Source organism: Cognatundibacterium luofuense, from assembly GCF_018139685.1.
GTDB classification, from domain to species: Bacteria; Pseudomonadota; Gammaproteobacteria; order Burkholderiales; family Burkholderiaceae_D; genus Undibacterium; species Undibacterium luofuense.
Genome location: NZ_JAGSPN010000150.1, coordinates 1 through 451, shown reverse-complemented (window position 1 = coordinate 451; position 451 = coordinate 1). Strand labels below are relative to the sequence as shown.

At 52.1% G+C, this 451-nt stretch carries 1 protein-coding gene; it reads right to left on the bottom strand.

Annotated features, from left to right (window positions below; all coding sequences use genetic code 11):
- Positions 1–250: 250 nt before the first annotated feature.
- Positions 251–451 (bottom strand): hypothetical protein (locus tag KDM89_RS19770; RefSeq protein ID WP_212689598.1); only part of this gene is annotated, 201 nt, incomplete at its 5' end.

Below are 451 nucleotides of genomic sequence, written 5' to 3'. Positions count from 1 at the left end.
CTGCGTCATCGGTCTCTCCAATTCAGTTATTGTAAGTAGTGGTAAATATTTGCAGTTCGTAATGAACACAGTCCCTGCTGACAGCTGCGCTGACCGCAGCTTCAAGCGCTTCCAGCTCAGGCAAAAACGCAGTATGGGTGCTACCCAAACCCATACAAAATAGTGCGCGCAGTATCCCGATTTGCCCTGCGCAAGTCAAGCAAGAAACAATCCCGCAGCGCATCATGACTGATGTGCTGCGGTGTCGTGCTCAACGGCGCTGAGAGCGTAGCCGCAACGGCCACATCAGCATACGGAACACGAAGCGCACTAACAGCAAAGTCAGCAGGGCTTCGATGAACGTCATCACAAAAGCGACGAACGTATTCCAGCGTTGCTCACGGCGCAAAAACTTGGCGATCATGCTGTCGCGCTTGATTTCTATACTGTCATAGAAAGTCGGCACCACCAG